Here is a 256-nt window from a genome sequence, read left to right as displayed (position 1 = left end):
GGATATAGCCTAACAGTAATACCTGAGCGTTTAACGCAAGCAAACATTTTGAAAGAGCCTGCAAACATTTTGCCTGACTCACCAGGTATTTCTGCCAAAAATGAAGAGATAGCTACTGCAACTACTTCTCAACCAGTTCAAAAAAAGAACAGTAAAAAGTTTTTGATTTATTCTTTACTCGTCATTATTTGCCTGTGCTCTTTAGTATGGTTTGGGTTGTTTTTTATTAATGCACCTTCTAGTGAAAAGATTAAAC

General features: G+C 35.2%; 1 protein-coding gene. It reads left to right on the top strand.

The window, feature by feature from the left end:
* Positions 1–48: 48 nt before the first annotated feature.
* Positions 49–256 (top strand): hypothetical protein (locus tag AAEY83_RS16740; RefSeq protein WP_351060892.1); only part of this gene is annotated, 208 nt, incomplete at its 3' end.

The sequence above is a fragment of the Psychrobacter sp. TB20-MNA-CIBAN-0197 genome, assembly GCF_040309765.1.
In the GTDB taxonomy this organism is placed as follows: domain Bacteria; phylum Pseudomonadota; class Gammaproteobacteria; order Pseudomonadales; family Moraxellaceae; genus Psychrobacter; species Psychrobacter submarinus.
The sequence above is the reverse complement of the archived record's forward strand: the minus strand, read 5'-3'. Positions and strand labels throughout refer to the sequence as shown.